Origin of the sequence: Sedimenticola hydrogenitrophicus, from assembly GCF_029017505.1 — a bacterium.
GTDB lineage: Bacteria > Pseudomonadota > Gammaproteobacteria > Chromatiales > Chromatiaceae > Sedimenticola > Sedimenticola hydrogenitrophicus_A.
On record NZ_JAQGEI010000007.1, the window covers coordinates 13,583 to 38,011 of the forward strand.

Genomic DNA, 24,429 nt, shown 5'->3' on the forward strand with positions numbered 1-24,429 from the left:
AGGCTACAAACTGAATGCACGCGCAGCGGCCCTAAACCGTCATCCCCAGCAGCGACTGGATGGCGATGGAGGTGGCGGCGGCGCGATTGTCCACCTGGATCTTGCTGTAGATCTGCTCCAGGTGCTTGTTGACGGTGCGCGGACTCAACGTCAGGATCTCGCCGATCTCACGGTTGGTCTTGCCCTGTGCCACCCACAGCAGCACCTCTGCCTCGCGCTTGGTCACCGGCAGGGCCGCCTCCAGCGCCTTGGGGTCGAGCAACTGGTGCTGATCGACGATGCGCAGCAGGTGCTCGTCGGCATGTACCGTCTTGAAATAGCGGATGATCAGGGGTTGCCGGGCGGTGTGAATAATCAGATCCTGGGCCGTTTCCCGGCCACCGATCCACTCCCTGATCTGGCCGCTGAGGACAAACCCGCCGACCGCCACCTCGATGCCGTTACCAGCCAGCAGCGCCCGCGTCTCCGGGGTGGTCCACAGCACCTCTCCCCTCTTGTTTACCGAGAGGAGGTGTTGGCGCGCGGAGTCCAGCGCCTCGCGGGCATCGCTGATCAGGTGGGCGCTACGCACATGGGCGGTGATGCGCGCGAGCAGCTCGTCGGGGTTGATCGGTTTGGTGATGTAATCGGTGCCGCCATGCTCGAACGCCTTGACGATGTGCTCGGGATCGCTCAGGCCGGTCATGAACAGGATCGGCGTCAGCGGCAGCGAGCGGCGCATCTGGCGGCAACTTTCAAAGCCGTCCATCACCGGCATCAGCGCATCCATCAGCACCACGTCGGGCTGGATCCGGGCGACGATGTCCAGCGCCTGCTGACCATTGAGGGCCACCAGCACGGTGTAGCCACCCAGCTGAAGCGCGCTATGGATCATGCCCAAGGAGTCGGGCGAGTCGTCGACCACCAGTACGATGGGATTGTTTCGGTCAAGCGGCATGATGGAACTCCCGAACGGTGCGGACGAGGCCCTCGAGATCACAGGCCTCGGCATGGGTCTTGAGATAGCCCAGCAGCGCGGAGCCGGCGTAGCGCGTCTCCAGCGCCTCCAGCTTCTCCAGCACGCCGTTGAGGTATCCGATCTTGGCCAGGGAGATCAGTTCGTCGAGTTCGGCTTGTTCCGGTGCGGGCTTTGGCACAGGTGCAGGCTCGCCCCTCCCCGGGTGCGGTGGTGATAGCGTTGTTTCCACGATCGTCGGTGTATCGAACACCCAGGTCAGATCCAGGGCATTGCCGATCTTCTCCAACAAGTTTTCCAGATTGATCGGTTTGATCAGATACTCGTTGTGCAGACGGCTGGTGAGCTCCTCGCGCTGGTTTTCGATGGCATTGCCGGAGAGCATGAAGATGGGCGCCTCCACCCCCTGACCACGCAGCCGCTGCGCCAGCTCCCAGCCATCCATCAGCGGCATGCGCACATCCAGCAGATAGAGATCGATCGGCTCGCGCCCGGCGATCGCCAGCCCCTGCCTTGCGGATTCGGCATCGTGCAGGCGGAATCCCAGGGGGCTCAGGAAATCGCGGATCAGCGCCCGGTGCCAGGGTTCGTCATCCACCACCAGCAGGACCTTTCGTGGCCCGGCGTAGCCGAGAATACGCTGTCGGGTTACCGGCGGGCGGCTGGGCTTGTAGACGAACGGCAGCATGATGGAGAGGGTGAAGTCGCTACCCACGCCATATCGGCTGCTGAGGGCCAGATCGCCCCCCATCAGGGTGCAGAGCAGCCGGGAGATGGTGAGGCCCAGGCCGGTGCCGGTGACCAAGCGTGTCTCCTCGTTCTGGATGCGCTCGAACGGGGCGTAGATGCGCTCCCGGTCATCTTCCCTGATGCCGATACCGGTATCGCTGACGGTGAATTTGGCGACCTCGTTGCGATAGCTGATCTGGAAGCGCACCCGGCCGGCGTGGGTGAACTTGACGGCATTGGAGAGCAGGTTGGTGAGGATCTGCCGCAGGCGCTTCTCGTCGGTCAGGACGTGGTTGGGCAGTTCGCTGTCACAGCGGTATTCGAAGCGCAGATGCTTGGCCTGGGCCTGCACCGCGAACGTTTCGGCCAGCTGCTCGACCAGCGTGTGCAGATTGACCTCGTCGCGGTGGATGTCGACGCGCCGTGCCTCGATTTTCGAAATCTCCAGCAACCCCTCGATGACATCGGAGAGGTGTTCGCCATTGCGATGGATCACCTCGGCCGCCTTGCGATTGCGCGCCGCCAGCTGTACGTCCGCCTTCAGCAGCTGCGCGTAACCGAGCACAGTATTGAGCGGCGTACGCAGTTCGTGACTCACCCCGGACAGGTAGCGGCTCTTGGCCTGGTTGGCGGTGACCGCCACCTCCTTGGCATCCTGCAGTTGCCGTGCCGTCAGTTCATGGGCCGCCACCTCGCGGCGCAGCAGCGCGGTATGGTGCAGCGAATCCTCCAGCGCCTTGCGCTTGCTGTCCTGCGCCAGCACGTAGAGCCACACCAGCACCCCGTTGACGATAAACAGCAACAGGAAGGTCTTGCCCAGCGCCGAGCCGGCGATCGCGGCCTGCGGCACCGACGCGTAGTCGCCGGAGTGATAGACGATGAAGAACAACCCGGCGATCACCAGGGAGGTCACCACCAGGATGACCAGGAAGTGAATCACCGTGGCGTGCAGCCGCAATCCCCAGGCCTGGGGAAACAGGCGGCCGAAGGTCTGGCTGAATTGTGCCTGCAGATGGGCCTGCGGCCGGCAGCGGTCGCGACAACTGGCATCCAGGGCACAGCAGAGCGAACAGACATCGCCACCGTACACCGGACAGGCGAGCATGTCCGGGTGCTCAAACCGGTTGGCGCAGATCGCGCAATCCTCCGCATGCTCCTGGCACTCATGGACCGGCGACTCATACTCCCGGGCCAGGTAGTAGCGTCCCCCGGTCAGCCAGGCGATGAGCGGGGCGGTGATAAACGGGATGAACAGGGAAATGAACGGCGCCAGCGCCTTGAAGGTCGGCCCCAGCAGACCCAGTTGTCCGACCATGCCGAGCAGCGAGGCAATCGCCATGGAACCCACACCCACCGGATTGATGTCGTAAAGCCGGCCACGCTTGAATTCCATCTGCCGGGGGCGCAGGCCCAACGGCCGGTTGATCACCAGATCGGCCACCAGCGAGCCCATCCAGGCCAGCACCAGGGTGGAGTAGGTGATCAGGATACTCTCGAACGCCTGATACAGCCCCAGTTCCATCAGCAGCAGGGCGATGGCGACGTTGAAGAAGAGCCAGACGATGCGCCCCGGGTGATGGTGGGTGAGGCGGGAAAAGAAGTTGGACCAGGCGAGCGAACCCGCGTAGGCGTTGGTGACGTTGATCTTGAGCTGGGAGATGATGACGAAGGTGGCCGCCAGCACCAGCGCCACCTCCGGATGGCTGGTGATGTAGCTGAAGGCGACCAGGTACATGTGGGAGGGGTCGTCGGCCAGTTCCGCCGCCACGCCGTGCTTGAGCGCCAGCACCGCCAGAAAGGAGCCGGCCAGCAGTTTGAGCACCCCGAACAGGGTCCAGCCCGGTCCGGACAGGGTGAGCGCCAGCCACCATTTTCCCGAGCCCTCCTGCGCCTTGGGCAGGAAGCGCAGGAAATCCACCTGTTCCCCGTTCTGGGCGATCAGCGGAAAGATCACCGCGGCCGCAGCGCCGAACAGCAACAGGTCGAAACCGCCCTCGCTGGCCGCCTCCAGACCGGTGAACCGGGTCCATTCCGAGACCGCCTCCGCGTGATGGTAGAGGATGAACAGCAGCGGCGCGAGCTGCAGCACGATCCACAGCGGCTGGGTCCACAACTGAAAGCGGCTGATACGGGTGATGCCGTGGGTCGCCAACGGAATCACCATCAGCGCGCTGACCACATAACCCCACGCCAGGGGAATCCCCAGCAGCAGTTGCAGGGCCATGGACATGATCGCCGCTTCCAGGGCAAAGAAAATAAAGGTGAACGAGGCGTAGATCAGCGAGGAGATGGTGGAGCCGATGTAACCGAAACCGGCACCCCGGGTCAGCAGGTCGATATCCAGGCCCGAGCGGGCGGCGTGGTAGCAGATGGGCAGGCCGAACAGGAAGATCAGGGTACAGACCACCAGGATCGCCCACAGGGAGTTGCTGAATCCGTACTGCAGGGTGATGGCGCCGCCGATCGCCTCCAGGGCGAGGAAGGAGACGATACCCAGAGCGGTGTTGGCGACCCGCGCATCGGACCACTTGCGCGCCCGGGTCGCGGTAAAACGCAGGGCAAAATCCTCCAGCGTCTCGTTCGCCACCCACTGGTTATAGCGGCGTTTGGTCGGGTTGATCACTGGGGGAGACGCCATCTTGTGCATCATCTCGTCGCTTATCGTTTCGCCATGCACCCTTTTGGGGCGCCCTACCCTAGGTTCTCACCAAGCCAGTGAACATACGTCATTTGACGTATGCCGCTGAGTGTAACGCCGCATGGCGATTCAATCGGCCCGGGGAGAGACTGGAACCGTAAAAAAACAGGCGCCGGTTACCGGGAGAGCAATTCCAGTGCCAAATCATAAGCAACCCAACATTTTCCAAGATTGTGGAGAGTCCGAGATGAAAACGAGTTACCTGAAAAGCAGCCTGGTATCCATGGCCATCGCGCTCGCGGGGATGAGCGGCGCGCAAGCCGCGGAGACCATCAAGGTGGGAATCCTGCATTCCCTATCCGGCACCATGGCGATCAGTGAAACCACACTGAAGGACACCATGCTGATGCTGATCGACGAACAGAACAAGAAAGGCGGCCTGCTCGGCATGCAGCTGGAACCGGTAGTGGTCGATCCCGCCTCCAACTGGCCGCTGTTTGCCGAGAAGGCGCGCGAGCTGCTGAGCCAGGAGAAGGTGGCCGCCATCTTCGGCAACTGGACCTCGGTGTCGCGCAAATCGGTGCTGCCGGTGGTGGAGGAGCTGAACGGCCTGCTGTTCTATCCGGTGCAGTACGAGGGCGAGGAGTCGTCGAAGAACGTCTTCTACACCGGGGCGGCCCCCAATCAGCAGGCGATCCCGGCGGTCGATTACCTGATGAACGACATCGGCGTGAAACGCTGGGTGCTGGCCGGTACCGACTATGTCTACCCGCGCACCACCAACAAGATCCTCGAGGCCTACCTGAAGGCCAAGGGTGTAGCCGACAAGGACATCATGATCAACTACACCCCGTTCGGTCACTCCGACTGGCAGTCGATTGTCTCCGAGATCAAGAAGTTCGGCTCCACCGGGGTGAAGACCGCCGTGGTCTCCACCATCAATGGCGACGCCAATGTCCCGTTCTATAAAGAGCTGGGCAACCAGGGCCTCTCGGCCGAGGATATTCCCGTGGTGGCCTTCTCGGTGGGTGAGGAGGAGCTCTCCGGTATCGACACCAAACCGCTGGTGGGTCACCTGGCGGCCTGGAACTACTTCATGAGCGTGGACGCCGAGGCCAACAGCGGCTTTATCGACGCCTGGAAGAGCTTCATCAAGAACGACAAGCGGGTCACCAACGATCCGATGGAGGCCCACTACATCGGCTTCAACATGTGGGTGAAGGCGGTTGAGAAGGCCGGCACCACCGACTCCGATGCGGTACAGCAGGCGATCATCGGCGTCTCGGTGCCCAACCTGACCGGCGGTTACTCCGCCATGCTGCCCAATCACCATGTCACCAAGCCGGTGCTGATCGGCGAGATCCAGGAGAACGGCCAGTTCGAGGTGGTGTGGCAGACCTCCGGTCTGGTGGCCGGGGATGCCTGGTCCGACTTCCTGCCGGGTTCCAAGGACATCATCGCCGATTGGCGTGCACCGCTGGCCTGCGGCAACTACAACGTCAAGACCGCGAAATGTTCCGGCCAGAACTACGAGTAACGTCGTACCACTGATACTTGTTATGCAAGTGTGACCAGTCCGGTCCAGTCGGACCGGCCTGGTCCCGACCACCAGAGAACGCAGAAGCATAAAAACATGGCTCTATCCCAGTTAGTTGTTGGTGTTGATCAAGCTTGGTGAATCACCCCGTAGGAGCGCCTCTGGCGCGAAGGTTTTCGCGGCGAAGCCACTCCTACAAAAGTACGGTCCCTCATGCAACACCTTACTGGTATCTAGCTAAAAAACATTGGTGGCCTTTATGAAACCCTATAACCCAGAGCAAATAAGTAGGCACATGTCACGGCTTTTAAACTGGATACTGCTGCTTGCCTGCCTCACTGCGGGTCAGCTCCCTGCGCTATACGCCGCCGAAAGCGACACGCCGCTGCATGCGGCGGCCGAATTGTTCAAGTCAAAAAAGTTCGACCAAAAATACCAGGCCATTCAACTGCTGGCGTCCGACGGCAGCGAACAGGCGAGAGCGATCCTTGTCGCCCTGATGGATAGCCGGCTCTACACGCTGAAGCGTGACCAGCGGCTGATCATGCTTGGGCGCCGCAGCGGAAGCCCCGACGCGGTCGATGCGATCACCGGCGAGTCCGTGGGCAATGTCGCCCGGGGCGCGATGAACAAAATCACCCTGAACAACCGCATGCGCAGCCAGATACGCAATGCCCTGGCGATGCTGGATCTGCGCAACCCGGACAAGACAAAACGCCTCGCCGCCGTCAACCAACTGCTGGACCGTCCCGACGCCGCGAGCGCCGCGTTGATTCAGTCCTTACTGGAACAGGAGAGCGACGGACAGATCCGTGAAGCGATGGAGATCGTCATCGCCCTGGGGAAACTGAGCTCGGGTGACAAAACCGAACGCCTCGCCGCCGTCGAACTGCTGGACGGCAATATCCATCCGGCGGTGCGCAACGGCCTGCTGAAACTGCAGCAGAGTACCAGCGACGAGGCATTCGCCGCCGAGATCAAACAGGTATTGGACAATATAAAGGCCACACTGCAGCTCTACAGCCTGGTCGAGAACATCTTCTTCGGCCTCAGCCTCGGCTCGGTGCTGGTGCTGGCCGCCATCGGCCTGGCCATCACCTTCGGCGTCATGGGGGTGATCAACATGGCCCACGGCGAACTGATCATGCTCGGCGCCTACGCCACCTATGTCATGCAGCTGCTAATGCCGGAGCATATCGGCGCCGCGCTGCTGCTCTCCATACCGGTCGCCTTTGTGATATCCGGGCTGGTCGGCATCGGCATCGAACGGGGCGTGATCCGCTTTCTCTACGGCCGCTCCCTGGAGACCCTGCTGGCCACCTTCGGCATCAGCCTGATCCTGCAGCAGACGGTGCGTTCCATCTTCTCCCCGCTCAACCGCTCGGTGGAGGCGCCGAGCTGGATGAGCGGCAGCTGGGAGATCAACAGCGCCCTCTCCCTTACCCTGAACCGGCTCTATATCATCGCCTTCTGCCTGCTGGTGTTCGCCGCGCTGTTCCTGGTACTGAAAAAGACCTCGCTGGGTCTGCAGGTGCGGGCGGTGTCGCAGAACCGGGCCATGGCCCGCGCCATGGGGGTGCGCTCGGAATGGGTGGATGCCATGACCTTCGGTCTCGGCTCCGGCATCGCCGGGGTGGCCGGGGTCGCCCTCAGCCAACTGACCAACGTGGGCCCCAACCTGGGCCAGTCCTACATCATCGACAGCTTCATGGTGGTGGTGTTCGGCGGCGTCGGCAACCTCTGGGGCACCCTGGTGAGCGGCATGGGGCTGGGCATCGCCAACAAGTTTCTCGAACCCTGGTCCGGCGCCGTGCTGGCAAAGATCCTGGTGTTGGTGTTCATCATCCTGTTTATCCAGAAACGGCCGCGCGGACTGTTCCCGCAGAAAGGCCGGGCGGCGGAGGGCTGAGAGATGGGTCTGCTGAATCTGCTGAAACAGGATCGCGGCGGCCAGCTGTTCCTGGGCCTGCTGGCGCTGGCCGCCGTGCTGGTGCCGCTGCTCAATCTGTTGCCACCCGAGGGCCATGCGCTGCACCTCTCCACCTACACCGTCACCCTGCTGGGCAAGTATCTCGCCTTCGCCCTGCTGGCGATCGCCGTGGACCTCGCCTGGGGCTACCTGGGCATACTCAGTCTCGGCCACGGCGCCTTCTTCGCCCTCGGCGGCTACGCCATGGGCATGTACCTGATGCGCCAGATCGGCGACCGCGGCGTCTATGGCGACCCGCTGCTGCCGGACTTCATGGTGTTCCTCAACTGGGACGCCCTGCCCTGGTTCTGGTACGGCTTCGACATGTTCTGGTTCGCCGCCCTGATGGTGATGCTGGCGCCCGGCCTGCTGGCGTTCCTGTTCGGCTGGCTGGCCTTTCGCTCGCGGGTGACCGGGGTCTATCTCTCCATCATGACCCAGGCCCTGACCTATGCCCTGATGCTCGCCTTCTTCCGCAACGAGATGGGTTTTGGCGGCAACAACGGGCTGACCGATTTCAAGGAGCTGCTCGGCTTCGATCTGCAGGCGGACAGCACCCGCATCGGGCTGTTCGTGGTGACCGCGCTGATGCTGGCCCTGGGCTATATCGTCTGCCGGGCCATTGTCCAGTCCCGCCTGGGACGGGTGGCGGTGGCGATACGCGACGCGGAAGACCGCGCCCGCTTCGTCGGCTACCGGGTGGAGCATGTGAAGCTGGCCATCTTCACCTTCTCCGCGGTACTCGCCGGCATCGCAGGGGCCCTCTACGTGCCCCAGGTGGGCATTATCAACCCGGGGGAGTTCTCCCCGCTCAACTCCATCGAGATCGTCATCTGGGTGGCCGTGGGTGGACGCGGCACCCTGTACGGCGCCGCCGCCGGCGCCCTGATGGTCAACTATGGCAAGACCTACCTGACCGGGGCCCTGCCGGAGGTGTGGCTGTTTGCCCTCGGCGCGCTGTTCGTGCTGGTCACCATCCTGCTGCCCCGGGGGCTGATCGGCCTGATGAAAACCCGAAGCAAAAAAGGAGGCGCAGCAGCATGAATTCACTGGACAACCTGCGAACGGTGATGCGGCGTGACCGGGTATTCGATTTCATGCTGCAGACCACCGGCCTGGAGGTGGATCTGAGCCACGGCACCATCCTCTACCTGGAGGATATCTCGGTCAGCTTCGACGGCTTCAGGGCGATCAACGACCTGAACCTCTATATCGACGCCGGCGAGCTGCGCTGCATTATCGGTCCCAACGGCGCCGGCAAGACCACCATGATGGACATCATCACCGGCAAGACCCGACCGGACAAGGGCAGCGCCCACTTCGGACAGAACATCAACCTGCTGCAGCTCAGCGAACCGGAGATCGCCCAGGCGGGAATCGGCCGCAAGTTCCAGAAACCGACGGTATTCGAGTACCACACGGTATTCGAAAACCTGGAGCTCTCCATGGCCGGGGAGCGGCGCATCTGGCCCACCCTCACCGCGCAACTGGACGGGGTGCAACGGCAGCGCATCGACGAAGTGCTGGAGATCATCGCCCTGCAGGCACACCGCGACCGCAATGCCGGCGCCCTCTCCCACGGCCAGAAGCAGTGGCTGGAGATCGGCATGCTGCTGATGCAGAACCCGAAGCTGCTGCTGGTGGACGAGCCGGTGGCCGGCATGACCCATCAGGAGATGGAGCGCACCGCCGAACTGCTCACCGCGCTGGCCGGCGACCACACGGTGGTGGTGGTGGAGCATGACATGGATTTCATCCGCTCCATCGCGCGCAAGGTGACGGTACTGCATCAGGGCAGCGTGCTGGCCGAGGGGAGCATGGACGAGATTCAGAATGACCCCCGGGTGGTGGAAGTCTACCTGGGTGAATAGTAACTCACGGAGTGATTGGCCTGGCTTGTTGGCCGATCTTGATGGCGCCTCGAATCCGGCCCCGTTTTCAGATTCAAGCCTGCCCTTGTTTGAGCGAAGCGAGTTTGGGCAGGCGCTGAAAATGGGGCCGGATTCGAGGATACAAGCCATCGTGCGAGGCTGGCAAGCCAGGCCAATCACTTACAGACTGGGTGAGTAGTTGCGGCGAATAATTGGGACAAATCAGATGCTGAAGGTCGAACAAATCAATCAGTTCTACGGCGAGAGCCATACCCTTTGGGATCTGGATCTCCATGCCCCCGAAGGCCAGTGCACCTGCCTGATGGGGCGCAACGGCGTCGGCAAGACCACCCTGCTGCAGTGCGTGATGGGACTGCTGCCTTTCCGCTCGGGCGAGATCCGCTTCGCCGGCGACTCGCTCAACCGCCAGATCGCCGAGCGGCGCGCCCCGCTCGGCATCGGTTACGTGCCCCAGGGGCGACAGATCTTCCCGCTGCTCACGGTGGAGGAGAACCTGCGCATCGGCCTGCCGGCGCGCCGCGAAAAAGGCAACAGGATCCCGCCGTTCATCTTTGAACTGTTCCCGGTGCTGAAGGAGATGCTGGGGCGGCGCGGCGGCGACCTCTCCGGCGGCCAGCAACAGCAGCTGGCCATCGGCCGGGCCCTGGTGATCGATCCCAAGCTGCTGATCCTGGATGAGCCGACCGAGGGGATTCAGCCCAATATCGTGCAGGAGATCGGCGACATAATCCTGCGCCTGAACCGGGAGATCGGACTCACGGTGCTGCTGGTGGAGCAGAAGCTGCCGTTTGCCCGCAAGGTGGCGGACCGCTACTGCATCCTGGATCGCGGCCGCCACGTGGCGGCCGGCGAAATGGCCGGACTCAACGACGAACTGATTCGTCAATACCTGACGGTGTGAAGATGGCGGAACCGGCGATCCGTTCAGATGCGATGGAGAGCACCGGCTGGCAGGCCGCCCTGCGCCTCGGCTTCAGGCAGATCGCGGGAAAGACCCTGCTGGCCGAGCGCAGTCGCCAGGGTCCGCTGGCGGTGCAGCGTGCGCTCTACCCGGAGGGCGATCTCTGCCATGTCTACCTGCTGCACCCGCCCGGTGGTGTGGCCGGCGGTGACCAGCTGCGGATCAGCACCGAAGTGGCCCCCGGCGCCACGGCGCTGGTGACCACCCCCGGCGCCACCAAGTTCTACCGCAGCGCCGGTCCCTGGGCCACGCAGCGGCAGACACTCCGTGTTACGGATGGCTGCCTGGAGTGGCTGCCACAGGAGAACATTATTTTTCCGGGGGCCCGGATCGAGCTGGCGACCACCGTGCAGCTTGAGGGCAATGCCCGCTTTATCGGCTGGGAGATTCACTGTCTTGGCCGCCCAGTGATTGACGAGGTCTTCGACCACGGCGCGGCGCTGTTTCGTTTCAGCCTGTTCAGGGACGGTCTGCCGCTGCTGCATGAGCGGCTGGAGGTAAACGGACAGGCCGATCTTGGCGCCAGTGCCGGACTGCGTCACCATCCGGTGCTCGGTACCCTCATTGCCACCACCGGGGCCACCGCCGGAGATAACGGCCTGCTGGACACGATCCGCGCGCAGCTCCCGGAATCGCAACGGAACAGGCTGGGCATTACCGAGGTGGACGGCCTGTTCATCGCCCGCTACCTGGGGGACTCCACCGAGACCGCCCGCGCCCTGTTCAGCGACATCTGGAAAGCCCTGCGACCCGCCGTGGTCGATCGTCCACCCTGCGTGCCGCGCATATGGAATACCTGATATTTAGTAACTACTCACCCGGCCTGCAAGCGATTGGCCTGGCTTGTTGGCCTATCTCGATCCAGCCATCGTGTGAGGCCGGCAAGGCTGGCCAATCACCCGTGAGTAGTTACGATATTTGAACCTGATATTTTTAAGGAGTCATTCATGGATCTCACCCCCCGGGAAAAAGACAAACTGCTGCTGTTCACCGCCGCCCTGCTGGCGGAGCGGCGCCTGGCGAGAGGCGTGAAACTGAACTATCCAGAGGCGATCGCCTACATCAGCGCCGCCATCCTGGAAGGGGCTCGCGATGGCCGGACGGTCGCCGAGCTGATGGATTACGGCCGCACCCTGCTCACCTCGGCGGATGTAATGGAGGGGGTCACCGCCATGATCCACGACGTGCAGGTGGAGGCGACCTTCCCGGACGGCACCAAGCTGGTGACGGTGCATGACCCCATCCTACCCTCTGACAACGCCCCCGCGGACACGCTCATCCCCGGCGAGATCATCACCGCGCCCGGCGAGCGCGAGCTCAACAGCGGCCGCGAAACCGTGACCCTGTCGGTGGCCAACAGCGGCGACCGGCCGATTCAGGTGGGTTCCCACTACCACTTTGCCGAGACCAACCCGGCCCTGGAATTCGACCGCGACAAGGCTCGCGGCTTTCGTCTCGATATTCCAGCCGGCACCGCGGTGCGTTTTGAACCCGGACAGACCCGGCAGGTGACCCTGGTCGCCTATGCTGGCGAGCGCAAGGTGTACGGTTTCAACGGCGCGGTGATGGGTAACCTGGAGGGATAATCAATGGCGATTGATCCATCACAGGAATGTAGGGTGGATAAGCTTGCGCATCCACCATCAACTGATTCAGCGTGGATGCGCCTACCGGCTTATCCACCCTACGACACCACCGCTTTCGCGAGCATTTCCTCGATCAGGCGACGTCGTCCTGATTAAATGATCGGAGCATTAAACAATGGCAATTATCAGTAACCAGGCCTATGCCGAAATGTACGGGCCGACCACGGGTGACCGAGTGCGGCTGGGCGACACCGCCCTGCTGATCGAGGTGGAGCAGGACCACACCATTTACGGCGACGAAGTGAAGTTCGGCGGCGGCAAGGTGATCCGCGACGGCATGGGCCAGAGCCAGCGGCCCTCGTCGGAACCAGGGTCTGAAGTGGTGGACACGGTGATCACCAACGCCCTCATTCTTGATCACTGGGGTATCGTCAAGGCCGATGTGGGGATCAAAAACGGCCGCATCAGCGCCATCGGCAAGGCCGGCAATCCGGATGTGCAACCGGGCGTGAATATCATCATCGGCCCGGGCACCGAGGCGATTGCCGGCGAAGGCAGCATCCTCACCGCCGGCGGGATCGATTCCCACATCCACTTCATCTGCCCGCAGCAGGTGGAGGATGCGCTAATGTCAGGCGTCACCACCATGCTCGGTGGCGGCACCGGCCCGGCCACCGGCACCAACGCCACCACCTGCACCCCCGGCCCGTGGAATATCCATCGCATGCTGGAGGCGGCGGATGGGCTGCCGATGAATCTCGGCTTTCTCGGCAAGGGCAACGCCAGCCTGCCGCAGGCCCTGGAGGAGCAGGTGGCGGCCGGCGCCATCGGCCTGAAACTGCACGAGGACTGGGGCACTACCCCGGCGGCCATCGACAACTGCCTGACGGTGGCCGACGCCTTCGACGTGCAGGTGGCGATCCATACCGACACCCTCAACGAGTCGGGCTTTGTCGAGCACACCCTGGCGGCCATGAAGGGGCGCACCATCCACACCTATCACACCGAGGGGGCCGGCGGCGGCCACGCGCCGGATATCATCAAGGCGTGCGGCCAGGCCAACGTGCTGCCCTCCTCCACCAATCCGACCCGCCCCTACACCGTCAACACCATCGACGAGCACCTGGACATGCTGATGGTCTGCCACCACCTGGACCCCAACATCGCCGAGGATGTGGCCTTCGCCGAGTCGCGCATCCGCCGCGAGACCATCGCCGCCGAGGATATCCTGCACGACCTGGGGGCGTTCTCCATGATCGCCTCCGACTCCCAGGCGATGGGCCGGGTCGGCGAGGTGATCACCCGCACCTGGCAGACAGCGCACAAGATGAAGCAGCAGCGCGGCAGCCTGGCCGGTGATCCGGCGCGGCACGACAACCTGCGCGCCAGGCGCTATATCGCCAAGTACACCATCAACCCGGCCATCGCCCACGGCATCGCCCACGAAGTGGGCTCGGTGGAGGTGGGCAAGCTGGCCGATCTGGTGCTGTGGAAACCGGCCCTGTTCGGCACCAAGCCGAGCCTGATCATCAAGGGGGGCCTGATCGCCGCCGCACCGATGGGCGATCCCAACGCTTCCATCCCCACGCCGCAGCCGGTGCACTACCGACCCATGTTCGCCGCCGTGGGCCGGGCGATGTATTCCACCCGCATGACCTTTCTTTCAAAGGCCGGGTTGGGCGCCGGGATTGCCGAGCGACTGCGTCTGCAGTCGCTCATCGGCGTGGTGCGCGATTGCCGCCATGTCACCAAGGCGGACATGCGGCTGAACGACTACCAGCCGCTGATCGAGGTGGACCCGCAGACCTACCAGGTACGTGCCGACGGCGAGTTGCTGACCTGCGAGCCTGCGGCGTCGCTGCCGCTGGCGCAACGCTTTTTCCTGTTTTAGATCGTAGGGTGGGCACGCTTTTTGTGCCCACGCGAATGAACGGGAACAAATACAGCGTGGGCACAGAAGACGTGCCCACCCTACCGAACTGTTTAGAAACGTAGGATGGGTGAAGGAGGAACGACGTAACCCATCAAACAGATATAGGGCGCCCCGTGGGCGCCAACCACAACACAAACAACCGCATAGGGCGTCCCGTGGGCGCCAGCCGCACCAGGATTCAGGGAACGTATGATGATCAAACTCATTGAAAAGACCGCCGGCCTCGCCGCCGTCGACACCACGCTGACCCTGCCGCTGCAGAGCCGCATCAAGTGCCGGCTGCGGGTCACCCTGGACAATGGCGTGGACGCCGGCCTGTTCCTGCCGCGCGGCAGCACGCTTGTGGACGGCGATCTGCTGCGTGCCGACAACGGCTATACGGTGAAGGTCGTCGCCGCCCGGGAAACCCTCTCAAGCGTGGTCAGTGACGACCCCCATCTTCTCGCCAGGGCCTGTTACCACCTGGGCAACCGGCATGTTCAGATCGAAATACAACCCGACCGGGTCAGTTATCCGCATGACCATGTGCTGGACGGGATGCTGCGCGGCCTGGGGTTGCAGGTGACGGTCACCGAGGCCCCGTTCGAGCCGGAACCGGGCGCCTATGGCGGCAGTGCGGAAAACGGCCATCGGCATGCACAGGGAGCCGGTCATGGCCACCACCATTGAGCCGGATGTCGCCCGCCTGCGGCTGCTGCATCTGGTCAGCCCTTCGCTACCGGTCGGCACCTTCACCTACTCCCAGGGACTGGAGTGGGCGGTGGAGTGCGGCTGGGTCGGCGACGAGGTCGGGTTGAAGGAGTGGCTCGGTTGCCTGATGCACAGCGGTATGACCCAGTTGGAGATCCCGTTGCTCGCCCGGCTCTACCAGGCCAGCGCCGATAACGACGACACCGCGCTCGCCTACTGGAGCCGCTATCTGCTCGCCTGCCGTGAGACCCGGGAGCTGCGGGAAGAGGAGCGTAATCGCGGCCGGGCGCTGGCCAGCCTGCTGCCGCACCTCGGTATCCCGGTGTCGGCAGCGCGGATGCCGATCCTCAGAAGCTGCCAGCTGGCCGGCTTCGCCCTGGCCGCGCAACACTGGGACATCCCCCTGCGCCAGGCCGCCGAGGGCTATCTCTGGGGCTGGCTGGAGAACACCACCCTGGCCGGGGTCAAGATCGTGCCCCTGGGACAGACCGCGGGGCAGCAGATCATCGCCGCCCTGACCGGCGACATCCCCCGGCTGGTGGAGCGCGGCCTGAACCTGGAAGACGAGGTGATCGGCGCCTCCTGTCCGGCCCAGGCGCTGGCCAGCAGCCTGCACGAAACCCAATACACCCGACTCTACCGATCATGAAGGGAACAGAAACCATGAACAGCACACCTCTACGTATCGGCGTCGGCGGCCCGGTCGGCTCCGGCAAGACCGCGCTGCTGGACGCCCTGTGCAAGGCGATGCGCGACCGCTATCAACTGGCCGTGGTCACCAATGACATCTACACCCAGGAGGATGCCCGCTTCCTCATTCACAGCCAGGCGCTGGCGGCGGAGCGCATCATTGGAGTGGAGACCGGCGGCTGTCCGCACACGGCGATTCGCGAGGATGCCTCGATGAACCTGGCGGCGGTGGAGGACCTGTGCGAACGCTTCCCCGATCTGGACCTGGTGTTCATCGAAAGCGGCGGCGACAACCTCAGCGCCACCTTCAGCCCGGAACTGGCCGATCTCACTATCTATGTGCTGGATGTGGCCGAGGGCGAGAAGATGCCGCGCAAGGGCGGTCCCGGCATCACCCGCTCCGACCTGCTGGTGATCAACAAGGTCGACCTGGCCCCCTATGTAGGAGCCTCGCTGGAGGTGATGGCGCAGGACACCCGGCGCATGCGCGGGGACAACCCGTTCGTCTTCTCCAACATGAAGACCTGTCAGGGGCTTTCTGAGATCATCGCCTTCATCGAGCACCGGGGCATGCTCACGGAATCGACGCCGGAGGCCGGCCAAATCAGGTCTTGAAGGCCCCGGTCACCGCGCTCAACTGACTCGCCTTGTCGGCGACGACACGGCTGGTGTCGGCGATGGCGCCGGTGGCCGACTGGCTGTTGGTCACCGCCTGCGCCACCTGTTCGATACTGCGACTGATCTCGCGGATGGTGACGCTCATCTGTTCGATCGCCGTAGCGATCTGGCCGGTGCGCTCGGACGATTTGGAGGCCTGTTCCCGCATCAGGTCCATCGACGCCTTGGCCTCCTCCCCCAGGGAGACGCCGCGCTCGGCCGACTGTTGCCCCAGTTCCATGGCCGCCATCGCCTCCCGGCTGCCGCCCTGGATCTGTTCCACCGAGGCGGTGATCTGGGTGGTGGCCTCCACGGTCTTGGTGGCCAGGTTGCGCACCTCGTCGGCCACCACCGCGAAGCCGCGCCCGGCATCGCCGGCTCGCGCCGCCTCGATGGCGGCGTTCAGCGCCAGCAGGTTGGTCTGCTCGGCGATCTCGTTGATCACATCCACCACCACGCCGATCTGGTTGGAGCGAACGCCCAGCTGATGCACCATGGCGGCGGCATCGTTCACCACCCGGGCAATCTCCCGGATCGCCTCCTCGGTACGGGTTACCAGTTGGGTGCTGGCATCGCCCGCCTCCCAGGTCTTCTGCGCGGCGCGGTTCAGGTCATTGACCGTGTTGGCCACCTCGTTGGCGGTGACGCTCATCTCCTCGGAGGCGGCGGCGACCTGCTGGGTCTGGTCGTTGATCTGGCGATTCACCGATACCAGCTGTTCGGTGGATACGGACAGCTCCTGGGAGATTCCCACCATCTCCCGACCGGCAGCGTCCGCCTGACGCACCAAATCGCCCAGGCTGCCGGCCATGGCATTGGCTGAAGTGGCCAACTGACCGAATTCATCCCCGTCCTTGTCATAGCCGTCCAGGCGGGCGGCCAGGTTGCCGCCGGAGAACTCGGTCAGCAGCCCCATCGTATCGCTGAGCCCGCGGTTAATGGCGCGACCGATCCAGAGCAGCAGCAACACCAGAACGGCGGCGGTGGCCACTGCCGTGGCCACCAGGGTATAGCGCGCCTGCTGACTGACCGCCTCGGCCCTGCTGCGGGCCTCGGCCAGCAGTTGCACATTGATGAATTCAGCCACCGTGGCCACCGCCCGCTCTATCTCCGGCAGTTGACCGAGCAGCTTCTGATCGAGCATGGTGAGCTGCCGATACTGCTCGTGCGCCGGCCCGAAGGCGGCCGCATAGGCATCGATCGCCGGCATGAAAGTATCCTCGAACTGCAGCTCCACGATCAGCGCCTTGAGCTCATTGAGTTCGCTTTCGAAGGGGGCGGCGTCGGTCGGCAGGCCGCCGCTCAGGCTCGCCTTCTCCACCTGGGCCACCTCGACCAGCGCCCGCTCCATGGCCGAGAAACCCTTCACCAGGGCCTCCAGGGCGGCGGCCTTCTCGCGTAGCGTTCCGGTCAGGCCAGACGCCTGATCCATGCCCAGGGTCAGGCGAATCTTGTGCCAGGCCAGGAGTTGCCGCAGATAGCCTTGCAGCGCCCCGCGCAGGCCCTCCAGGTGCCCGGTCAGGGCCGGTGAACCGAGTTCGGTGGCAACCCGTTCCAGCTGTTGCGCCTGCCGTGCCAGGGTCTGCTCAAGGCCGTCCCGATACGCCGCCTCATTGTCCTGGTTCAGTCCGCGTTTCTGCAGTGTCAGTGTCAACACCTCGGCCTGGGTACTGTCGATCACCTGGGCCGCCTGCTGGGCCGATTCGAGCCGCCGGGAAGCGGCGTTCATCTCATCCAGCACGTTGAACGTGACCACGCCCTGAACCATGAAGCCGGCCAGGGAGATGACGATCACCAGGAGGAGCCTGGTTTTGATCGAGTGAACTTTAAGCATCAAATGTTCCTCATGTCTCTTGGATCATCGGCGCCAGCCCTGGCAGGCAATCGGTGAAGAGGTACAGCTATCAGCGTTGCGTATCTCCATGTAACGGCTGATCAACATTTCTCTTAAGTGATGCGCGCGGCATATACCCTTGGCGGCGCTCATTTTCCCTGCATTTTACGGGTGTTTCCGAGTTGTCCACGCAACTCCCCGACCGCCCTCAGCAACAGATCCAGGTCACGGTTCCGGTTGCCGCGAATCAGCTCGTCCAACTCGCTTTCAGAATTTGAGCAGATAGCGGCCGTGGCGCGCTGAAGCGGCACAAGCAGGTGTAGCCGGATCATCAGCAGGCTGGCGGCGACCAGCAGGGCGCCGAGCAGCAGCAGTTCGATCGCCCGCCGGCTCAATACCGTAACCAGGCTGTTGTGCATAAAGGCGGGCGAGACATGCACTACGGCGACGCCGATCTGTTCACCCGCTTCGGTAACCACCGCCGTTTCCGCCATGATGGCGTCGGCGTCCTGTTGACTAAACAGGAAACCTGGTTTGATACTTTCCCGCCTGCGCTCGAACAGTGTCCGCTTGTCCAGTGGATCGAGGATCTCCACCGCCGCGAGGGCATGCTGGGTCATCTCCGACTCGACCGTGGAGCTGATCTGCTGCTCGTTGATCGACCAGAGCGGGGCGGCGAGCTGGCGGGACAATCTGCTGGCAGTGGCCTCGGCGACGCCGGACAGCTCCTGCTTAAGGCTGCTGCGCAGATCAAGATAGTGGATCAGCAGGTAGCCGGACAGAACCGACATCACCAGCAGGGAGATGGAGACCGCCAGACGCACTCTGGTACTGACAAAAGCTTGGGACATATTTAAATCCTCCGGATGGATGGGATTAGTCATAGGACGCGATCGGGTCCCGACCTATTCGATCAGGCTGCTGACACGTTCGATTTCCGTCGGCAGTGTCAGGCCGTACTGCGCCAGCCGGCTGCGGCTGAACAGGTAGCGGCCCTGTTGGGCGGTCTTCGGATAGATACGCGAGGGTTCGGTACCGGCCAGGATCTGCCGTGCGATCGCCGCTGCCATCCGTCCCTGCTCTTCTCCACTGAGTACCAGACCTCCGGCCGTCATCTCCCGGCCGACGCTGAAGTCCCAGAACGCGAACAGCGGCACCGGGGCATGTTCGGTAGTCCAGCTCATCACCCGCTCCGCGGCGATGTTATTGCCCTGGATATCGGTGAGGGTGTGGTACAGCCCCACAATGATGGCGTCATAACCGTGCCGGCGGGCCTCGCTAACCTGCACCTTCCACTCGACCCAGCTCCTGATCAGGCGCACCTTGGCCGCCACGCCGAACACATCGACCCAGATATTTCCGGCGAAGGCTTCACTGACCGCCGCCCGCGCCGTGGTTCCTGCATCAAACAGCAAGAGGATTTTTTTCGGTCGGGGTTTCACTATTTTCGACAGGGAAGCGATCGAGCGCTTGAACAGCGGACGCTCCAAAACGCCGGTAAAATTTCCCGGCGCCGTATCGAAGTAACTACGCGGATTGTTGTTGATACCCAGATAGACTACCGGCACCGGCTCGGCTGCCAGCCGCGGACCAAGATATTTCAGCGCATTGTCATCCCCCAGAATCACCAGGGACGGTTTCAGTTGCCGATAGGCCGACCAGGCCTTTTCTGCCTGCGTCGCATGCGCCGCGACCGGCAGGCGCTTGGTATCCATCTGGAAAAAGACCAGGTTGTGTTGTTTACCGAGTTCCTCACGCAATGCCTGTGTGTAACTGGCGTCCCATGAGTAGGACTGGTGATAACTCTCGACCACCAGGATATCCGCTGCGGACACCCGGCTGGCGAGGCCTAGCAGGGACAGCGCCAATGTTATGGCTGTTATGGTTTTCATCCTCTCTCCATCATGCTTGTGGTTTGTTGTTGTACGGCTTACTCGATAAAAAAACTCCTTTCATTAACGGCGATACGACTTGGTGAACAGCCGCTCAGCGGGCAACAAAACAGCGGTCCACCAGGTAGACAATGGATTGATAGGAGAGACCGGCATGCAGCGACAGACCGATCTCGCAGGTACGACTGTTGGAGACGCCCATTTCACAGTGTTGTGGCAGTGATCCGGACAACAGTCCCAAGGCCGAGGCATTCAACTCAGGTCGGGCAAAGCCTTTATCACCGGCAAACCCACAACACCCTTTGTCCTCCGAAATAAACACTTGCCGTGCGCACTGCTCCGCCAGCCGGCGCATGGCGCCGGCCAGACCCATCTTGCGACTGCTGCAGGTGATGTGCAGGGCGACACTTTCCATTTGCGATGTACGTTTGAGATGCGCCAGCAGGTGTTCACCGATGAAGCCCACCGGCTCGTAAATCCGCAGCGGCTGCTCGATCTGTTCGATCATGCGGTAGGTGCAGGGACTGGTATCGCACAGGACCGGATGGCGGCCCTGTTCGCTGGCATCCCACAGCGCCTGTTCCAGCCGCCGCAGACTCCGTTCCGCCTGTTCCGGCAACCCCTTGCTCTCCAGGGCCATGCCGCAACAGAGCCCCTCCGGTCGCTCGGGGAGGATCACCCGGTAGCCCGCCTTGCCCAACAGGTTCTGCATCACCTGGTGCAGATCGTCCTGGAACGCATCGCCCTTGGCCGGTCCCATGGTGCGGCTGGCACAACTGGGGAAATAGACCACCGTGCCGTTATAGGCGTCCGCCCCGCTGACCGGCGGCCGCAGCCGGCCGGCCGCGCGCGGCATAGCCGGATTCCACTGCGGGATACGCCCGCCGCTGAGGCGTCGCATCAGGCCGGTGGTTCTGCCCATCAGCCGGTCGCCCAGCAGATCCTGGGAGAGCGCCGCCAGCTTCAGGCCGGCGCGGGTCAGTGCGGCGACACCGGCGAAGTGGCTGTCCACCCAGTCACCGACCCGGGCCGCGCCCGCGCCCTGCTGTGTCTGCCGGATCTGCCTGGTCAGCTTGCCGGTATCGATTCCCACCGGACACTCGATGGCGCAGAGCCCGTCCACGGCACAGGTCTCCAGCCCCTGATAGGCGAAATCGGTTTCGAACTGTTGCAGGCGCCGGACATCCTCGCCGGTTGTTTTCAGTCGGGATATTTCACGCCAGGAGACGATGCGCTGACGTGGCGTGAGCGTGAGGTTGCGCGAAGGGCAGATCGGCTCGCAGAAACCGCACTCGATACACTTGTCGATCAACGGATCGGCCGGTGGCAACGGCTTGAGATTCTTCAGATGGATCTCGGCATCTTCATTCAGAATCACGCCTGGGTTAAGCAGGTTGGCGGGATCGAACAGCTTTTTCAGCCGCCACATCAACCGGTAGGCGTCGCTGCCCCACTCCATCTCCACGAACGGCGCCATGTTGCGTCCGGTGCCGTGCTCCGCCTTCAGCGAGCCGCCATAATCGGCCACCACCAGCGCGCACACCTCGTCCATCAAGCCCTGGTAACGCCGCACCTCTTCTTCGGTGCTGAAATCCTGGGTGAAGACAAAATGCAGATTGCCCTCCAGGGCGTGGCCGAAGATCAGCGCCTCATGGTAATGATATTTTTCAAACAGCAGATGCAGCCCCCTGACCGCCGCCGCCAGCTGCGGTACCGGGAAGGCGATATCCTCGATGATCACCGTGGTGCCGGTGGTACGCACCGCACCGACGGCCGGGAACAGCCCCTTGCGGATATTCCACAGCGCCTGGTAGGCCGTCGGGTCCGCCGTGAATTCCGCCTCCCGCACCAGTGGGATCGGTACCAGGGCCTGGCCTACATCCGCCACCCGGCACTTCAGCGTCGCCTCGTCCGCCGCCCGCACATCCACCAGCAGGGCGGCCACCTCGTCATCCAGCTCACGCAGCCAGGCCGGCATGCCCGGCTTCTCCTGCACCGAACGCAGCGCGGCGCGGTCCATCAGTTCCACCGCCGTCACCGGCGTCTGCTTGAGTAGCACCACCGCCCTGCAGGCGATCTCCACCGTGGGGAACAGGATCAGGGCGGTGGACTTGCAGGGGTGGTCCGGCACCGTGTGGTAGCCGATCTCGGAGATGAAACCCAATGTACCCTCGGAACCGATCATCAGGTGCTGCAGTATGTCGATCGGATCTTCGAAATCAATCAACGCGTTGAGGCTGTAGCCGGTGGTGTTTTTCAACCGGTACTTGTGACGGATACGCTCCGCCAGTTCGGCGTTGGCGCGGGTCTCCGCCGCCAGCACGGAGAGTGTCGCCAGCAGGTCGCCATGGGATTCCCTGAAGGCAGTCACCGAGGCCGGCTCGGCGCTGTCCAGCACCGTCCCGTCGGCCAGGACGACGCGCAGATTAGCGAGGGTGTGGTAGCTGTTCTGGGCCGTGCCGCAGCACATGCCGCTGGCGTTGTTGGCGGCGATGCCGCCGATCTTGGCCGCGTTGATGGAGGCCGGATCGGGACCGATCTTGCGCTGGTAAGGCGCCAGGTAGCTGTTGGCCCAGGCGCCCACCACCCCCGGTTGCAGACGGATAATGGAGGCATCTTCGTTGATGGTGTAACCGCGCCAGTAATCCCCGGAGAGCAGCAACAACACCGAATCGCTGATCGCCTGCCCGGAGAGGCTGGTACCGGCCGCGCGGAAGGTGACCGGAGTGTCGCAACGGTGCGCGGCCGCCAGGATGCGCACCATCTCGGACTCGTCATTCACCTTCACCACCAGCCTGGGTATCAGCCGGTAGAAACTGGCGTCGGTGCCGTAGGCCAGGGTGCGCAGCGGATCATCGATCAGCCGCGTCGGGTCAATGAAACCTGCCAGTTCGTCTTTTAATGCCGTGTAATCTGCCGACATGCCTTACCTGCACCCCAGGATAAATAATTCACAACCATCACGCAGGAGAAAAAACTTTAGCCGCGAGGAGTGGTGCATTGCATCCTCGGCTCCGTTACCGGTACATCCCTGTACCACTCCTATTGCACCACTCCTCGCGGCTGACTCTTGGGCCTACTTGCCGTAAGCCACCGAGGGCAACCAGGTGACCACATCCGGGAAGAAGGCCACCACCAGCAGTCCCAGCAACTGCAGCAGGATGAACGGAATAACGCCCTTGTAGATATGCATCAGCGTGATGCCCGGCGGGCAAACCCCCTTGAGATAGAACAGGGCGAAACCGACCGGCGGCGTCAGGAACGAGGTCTGCAGGGTGACTGCCACCAGCAGGGCGAACCAGACCAGCTCCGGATTATCCACCACACCATGGCCGTCGATATCCAGGCCCAGGGCCTTCACCACCGGCGCCAGCAACGGCAGGATGATCAGGCTGATCTCGATCCAGTCAAGGAAGAAACCGAGCAGAAACACTACCGCCAGAATGAAGGCGATGATGCCGTAGGGTCCGAACGGCAGGCCGGTCAAGGTGGACTCGATCAACTGATCCCCGCCCAGCTCCCGCAACACCAGGGCGAATACCGTGGCACCGACAAAGATGGCGAAGATGTAGGCCGAGGTGTTGAAGGTGTTGATGGTCACCTCCTTCAATACCGACCAGTTCAAGCGACGATATGCGGCCGCCATGACGATAGCGCCCAGGGCGCCGATACCACTGGCCTCGGTCACGGTGGCGATACCGGCGAAGATGGAACCCAGCACCGACAGGATCAGGGCCGCCGGCGGCAGGATGGTCTTGAACACGCTCCAGACCACCGCCAGGCTGACCGGTTTGGCATCTGCTGAAAGTGGCGCGGATACCGGCTTGAAGAATGAAAACAGCAGGATATAGATGATATAGAGAATGCCCAGGATGAGGCCCGGGAACACCGCGCCCATGAACAGGTCGCCCACCGAAAGTCCCATCTGGTCGCCCATGATCACCAGCATGATACTGGGCGGGATCAGGATACCGAGACAGCCCGCCCCGGCCACGGTACCCAACGCCAGGGTCTTGCTGTATTTCTGACGCATCATCACCGGCAGGGACATTACACCCAGCAGCACCACAGAGGCGCCGATGATGCCGGTGGAGGCGGCCAGGATGATACCGATCAGGGTGACGGCGATGGCCAGACCGCCGCGCACCCGGCCGAACAGTCCCTGCATGGCGTGCATCATGCGTTCGGCGACGCCGGACTTGTCCAGCATCAGCCCCATAAAGATAAACATCGGCAACGCCACCAACACCCAGTTGGTCATAATGCCGAAGATACGACCGACCGCCAGACCGAGGGTGGAGTAGTCGAGGCCGGTCATGGTGTCGAGATAGTTGTCGGCCAGATAGCCGACACCCGCAAACAGAATGCCAATGCCCGCCAGCGCCCAGGCGACCGGGAAACCGGTAAACAGCAAGGCGATGAAGCTGACAAACATCGCAATAACAAGGATTTCATTCATTTCCATG

At 63.0% G+C, this 24,429-nt stretch carries 18 protein-coding genes; 11 read left to right on the top strand and 7 right to left on the bottom strand.

Annotation, left to right across the window (positions count from 1 at the left end; translation table 11 throughout):
• Positions 1-31 precede the first annotated feature (31 nt).
• Positions 32-937 (bottom strand): DNA-binding response regulator, encoded by a 906-nt coding sequence (locus tag O9K64_RS05605; protein ID WP_275097093.1) that lies wholly within the window; start codon positions 935-937, stop codon positions 32-34.
• Positions 927-4,322, bottom strand: a complete 3,396-nt coding sequence (locus tag O9K64_RS05610; protein ID WP_275097094.1) for an ATP-binding protein — start codon at positions 4,320-4,322, stop codon at positions 927-929. The genes O9K64_RS05605 and O9K64_RS05610 overlap by 11 nt, the downstream gene beginning before the upstream one ends.
• Positions 4,323-4,569: 247 nt before the next feature.
• Between O9K64_RS05610 and urtA the strand changes: the two genes are divergently transcribed.
• The 11 genes from urtA (at position 4,570) to ureG (ending at position 16,195) form a co-directional block, all read left to right on the top strand.
• A complete protein-coding gene (gene urtA, locus O9K64_RS05615) occupies positions 4,570-5,859 on the top strand; it encodes an urea ABC transporter substrate-binding protein (protein ID WP_275097095.1) in 1,290 nt (429 codons plus the stop codon).
• Positions 5,860-6,154: 295 nt separating this feature from the next.
• Entirely contained in the window at positions 6,155-7,768 is a 1,614-nt protein-coding gene (gene urtB / locus O9K64_RS05620; protein WP_275097096.1) for an urea ABC transporter permease subunit UrtB, read from the top strand.
• A 3-nt stretch (positions 7,769-7,771) separates the two neighbouring features.
• Positions 7,772-8,872 carry an urea ABC transporter permease subunit UrtC gene (gene urtC / locus O9K64_RS05625; protein ID WP_275097097.1) on the top strand — a complete coding sequence of 367 codons (1,101 nt, stop codon included), beginning with the start codon at positions 7,772-7,774 and terminating at the stop codon, positions 8,870-8,872.
• Positions 8,869-9,699: an urea ABC transporter ATP-binding protein UrtD gene (gene urtD, locus O9K64_RS05630; RefSeq protein WP_275097098.1), complete on the top strand. Its 831-nt coding sequence runs from the start codon at positions 8,869-8,871 to the stop codon at positions 9,697-9,699. Before urtC ends, urtD begins: the two co-directional genes overlap by 4 nt.
• Before the next feature lie 226 nt (positions 9,700-9,925).
• A complete protein-coding gene (gene urtE / locus O9K64_RS05635; RefSeq protein ID WP_275097099.1) occupies positions 9,926-10,621 on the top strand; it encodes an urea ABC transporter ATP-binding subunit UrtE in 696 nt (231 codons plus the stop codon).
• A gap of 2 nt (positions 10,622-10,623) precedes the next feature.
• A complete protein-coding gene (locus O9K64_RS05640; protein WP_275097100.1) occupies positions 10,624-11,481 on the top strand; it encodes an urease accessory protein UreD in 858 nt (285 codons plus the stop codon).
• A gap of 147 nt (positions 11,482-11,628) precedes the next feature.
• The gene (gene ureA, locus O9K64_RS05645) at positions 11,629-12,267 is read left to right on the top strand and encodes an urease subunit gamma (RefSeq protein ID WP_275097101.1); all 639 of its coding nucleotides are present in this window, start codon (positions 11,629-11,631) and stop codon (positions 12,265-12,267) included.
• A gap of 175 nt (positions 12,268-12,442) precedes the next feature.
• Entirely contained in the window at positions 12,443-14,158 is a 1,716-nt protein-coding gene (gene ureC / locus O9K64_RS05650; protein WP_275097102.1) for an urease subunit alpha, read from the top strand.
• Between the two features lie 234 nt (positions 14,159-14,392).
• On the top strand, positions 14,393-14,869 hold the full coding sequence (gene ureE, locus O9K64_RS05655) for an urease accessory protein UreE (protein WP_275097212.1): 477 nt from the start codon (positions 14,393-14,395) through the stop codon (positions 14,867-14,869).
• On the top strand, positions 14,853-15,539 hold the full coding sequence (locus tag O9K64_RS05660) for an urease accessory protein UreF (RefSeq protein ID WP_275097103.1): 687 nt from the start codon (positions 14,853-14,855) through the stop codon (positions 15,537-15,539). The genes ureE and O9K64_RS05660 overlap by 17 nt, the downstream gene beginning before the upstream one ends.
• A 14-nt stretch (positions 15,540-15,553) precedes the next feature.
• On the top strand, positions 15,554-16,195 hold the full coding sequence (gene ureG, locus O9K64_RS05665; RefSeq protein ID WP_275097104.1) for an urease accessory protein UreG: 642 nt from the start codon (positions 15,554-15,556) through the stop codon (positions 16,193-16,195).
• Here the strand turns inward: ureG and O9K64_RS05670 are convergent.
• From O9K64_RS05670 to O9K64_RS05690, 5 genes are all read right to left on the bottom strand, one after another.
• Positions 16,185-18,071: a methyl-accepting chemotaxis protein gene (locus O9K64_RS05670; protein ID WP_275097105.1), complete on the bottom strand. Its 1,887-nt coding sequence runs from the start codon at positions 18,069-18,071 to the stop codon at positions 16,185-16,187. The genes ureG and O9K64_RS05670 overlap by 11 nt on opposite strands.
• A gap of 149 nt (positions 18,072-18,220) precedes the next feature.
• Entirely contained in the window at positions 18,221-18,922 is a 702-nt protein-coding gene (locus O9K64_RS05675; protein WP_275097106.1) for a hypothetical protein, read from the bottom strand.
• A gap of 54 nt (positions 18,923-18,976) precedes the next feature.
• The gene (locus O9K64_RS05680) at positions 18,977-19,963 is read right to left on the bottom strand and encodes an ABC transporter substrate-binding protein (RefSeq protein ID WP_275097107.1); all 987 of its coding nucleotides are present in this window, start codon (positions 19,961-19,963) and stop codon (positions 18,977-18,979) included.
• 94 nt (positions 19,964-20,057) lie between these two features.
• Positions 20,058-22,886 (bottom strand): FAD-binding and (Fe-S)-binding domain-containing protein, encoded by a 2,829-nt coding sequence (locus tag O9K64_RS05685; protein ID WP_275097108.1) that lies wholly within the window; start codon positions 22,884-22,886, stop codon positions 20,058-20,060.
• A gap of 153 nt (positions 22,887-23,039) precedes the next feature.
• The gene (locus O9K64_RS05690; RefSeq protein ID WP_275097109.1) at positions 23,040-24,428 is read right to left on the bottom strand and encodes a TRAP transporter large permease; all 1,389 of its coding nucleotides are present in this window, start codon (positions 24,426-24,428) and stop codon (positions 23,040-23,042) included.
• Position 24,429: the final 1 nt, after the last annotated feature.

What these genes read in the sequence shown, in the direction of transcription:
- O9K64_RS05605 (WP_275097093.1), bottom strand. Translation starts at nt 937, where the DNA reads ATGCCGCTTGACCGAAACAATCCCATCGTACTGGTGGTCGACGACTCG.
- O9K64_RS05610 (WP_275097094.1), bottom strand. Translation starts at nt 4,322, where the DNA reads ATGGCGTCTCCCCCAGTGATCAACCCGACCAAACGCCGCTATAACCAG.
- urtA (WP_275097095.1), top strand. Translation starts at nt 4,570, where the DNA reads ATGAAAACGAGTTACCTGAAAAGCAGCCTGGTATCCATGGCCATCGCG.
- urtB (WP_275097096.1), top strand. Translation starts at nt 6,155, where the DNA reads ATGTCACGGCTTTTAAACTGGATACTGCTGCTTGCCTGCCTCACTGCG.
- urtC (WP_275097097.1), top strand. Translation starts at nt 7,772, where the DNA reads ATGGGTCTGCTGAATCTGCTGAAACAGGATCGCGGCGGCCAGCTGTTC.
- urtD (WP_275097098.1), top strand. Translation starts at nt 8,869, where the DNA reads ATGAATTCACTGGACAACCTGCGAACGGTGATGCGGCGTGACCGGGTA.
- urtE (WP_275097099.1), top strand. Translation starts at nt 9,926, where the DNA reads ATGCTGAAGGTCGAACAAATCAATCAGTTCTACGGCGAGAGCCATACC.
- O9K64_RS05640 (WP_275097100.1), top strand. Translation starts at nt 10,624, where the DNA reads ATGGCGGAACCGGCGATCCGTTCAGATGCGATGGAGAGCACCGGCTGG.
- ureA (WP_275097101.1), top strand. Translation starts at nt 11,629, where the DNA reads ATGGATCTCACCCCCCGGGAAAAAGACAAACTGCTGCTGTTCACCGCC.
- ureC (WP_275097102.1), top strand. Translation starts at nt 12,443, where the DNA reads ATGGCAATTATCAGTAACCAGGCCTATGCCGAAATGTACGGGCCGACC.
- ureE (WP_275097212.1), top strand. Translation starts at nt 14,393, where the DNA reads ATGATCAAACTCATTGAAAAGACCGCCGGCCTCGCCGCCGTCGACACC.
- O9K64_RS05660 (WP_275097103.1), top strand. Translation starts at nt 14,853, where the DNA reads ATGGCCACCACCATTGAGCCGGATGTCGCCCGCCTGCGGCTGCTGCAT.
- ureG (WP_275097104.1), top strand. Translation starts at nt 15,554, where the DNA reads ATGAACAGCACACCTCTACGTATCGGCGTCGGCGGCCCGGTCGGCTCC.
- O9K64_RS05670 (WP_275097105.1), bottom strand. Translation starts at nt 18,071, where the DNA reads ATGCTTAAAGTTCACTCGATCAAAACCAGGCTCCTCCTGGTGATCGTC.
- O9K64_RS05675 (WP_275097106.1), bottom strand. Translation starts at nt 18,922, where the DNA reads ATGTCCCAAGCTTTTGTCAGTACCAGAGTGCGTCTGGCGGTCTCCATC.
- O9K64_RS05680 (WP_275097107.1), bottom strand. Translation starts at nt 19,963, where the DNA reads ATGAAAACCATAACAGCCATAACATTGGCGCTGTCCCTGCTAGGCCTC.
- O9K64_RS05685 (WP_275097108.1), bottom strand. Translation starts at nt 22,886, where the DNA reads ATGTCGGCAGATTACACGGCATTAAAAGACGAACTGGCAGGTTTCATT.
- O9K64_RS05690 (WP_275097109.1), bottom strand. Translation starts at nt 24,428, where the DNA reads ATGGAAATGAATGAAATCCTTGTTATTGCGATGTTTGTCAGCTTCATC.